The organism is Streptomyces sp. NRRL B-24572, assembly GCF_002156145.1.
In the GTDB taxonomy this organism is placed as follows: Bacteria; Actinomycetota; Actinomycetes; order Streptomycetales; family Streptomycetaceae; genus Streptomyces; species Streptomyces vietnamensis.
In genome coordinates this window covers 1-540 of record NZ_MWIG01001214.1, presented here as the reverse complement: position 1 = coordinate 540, position 540 = coordinate 1, and the positions used below count along the sequence as shown (strand labels likewise).

Sequence of the window (540 nt, the reverse complement as noted above, 5' to 3'; positions counted from 1 at the left end):
CCCCGGCACCCGGCCTGCCTTCGCGCTGCTGCGGCACGCTCGCGTCGACCGGCTCGGCATGCGGCTCGGCGTGCACGGACGGCGCCCCCGGTGCTCCGGAAGACGCCGGCGCGCCGGAGAGACCTCCCGGCCCGCCCTGGCTCGGAACCTGCCGGGAGGGAAGGCCCCCGGTCTCCGTGCCACCGCCGACCAGCGGATCGTCCCGACTGTCACCGCTCATCGCGGAAGCCCCCGTACGCACGCTCAGACCCGAATATCGGCCAAGCCTGCCACAGAGCGAGGGCATGCCGAAGCGCCGCGTCCACTTACCACTCGTCCGGGGCGACTTCGTGTATCCGGGCGTAACCGCTCACACGTTCGTGTCATGCTCGCTGGTCCGCCCGGACCACGAAGCCGGACCACGAAGAACGCCGTCCGTAAAAGGCCCTACCGGGAAAATGCCCTACCGGGAGCGCAGCCCCTCAAGAAGGATGTCGAGGAGCCGGGCCGAGGCCGCCGCCTGCTGCACCGCGTCCGGCAGGGCCGGGGCGGCGGTGGCGA

At 72.4% G+C, this 540-nt stretch carries 1 pseudogene; it reads right to left on the bottom strand.

The features are described 5' to 3' along the window. Window positions 1-220: pseudogene (locus CCN56_RS44070) on the bottom strand (hypothetical protein); the annotation flags it as partial. Window positions 221-540: the final 320 nt, after the last annotated feature.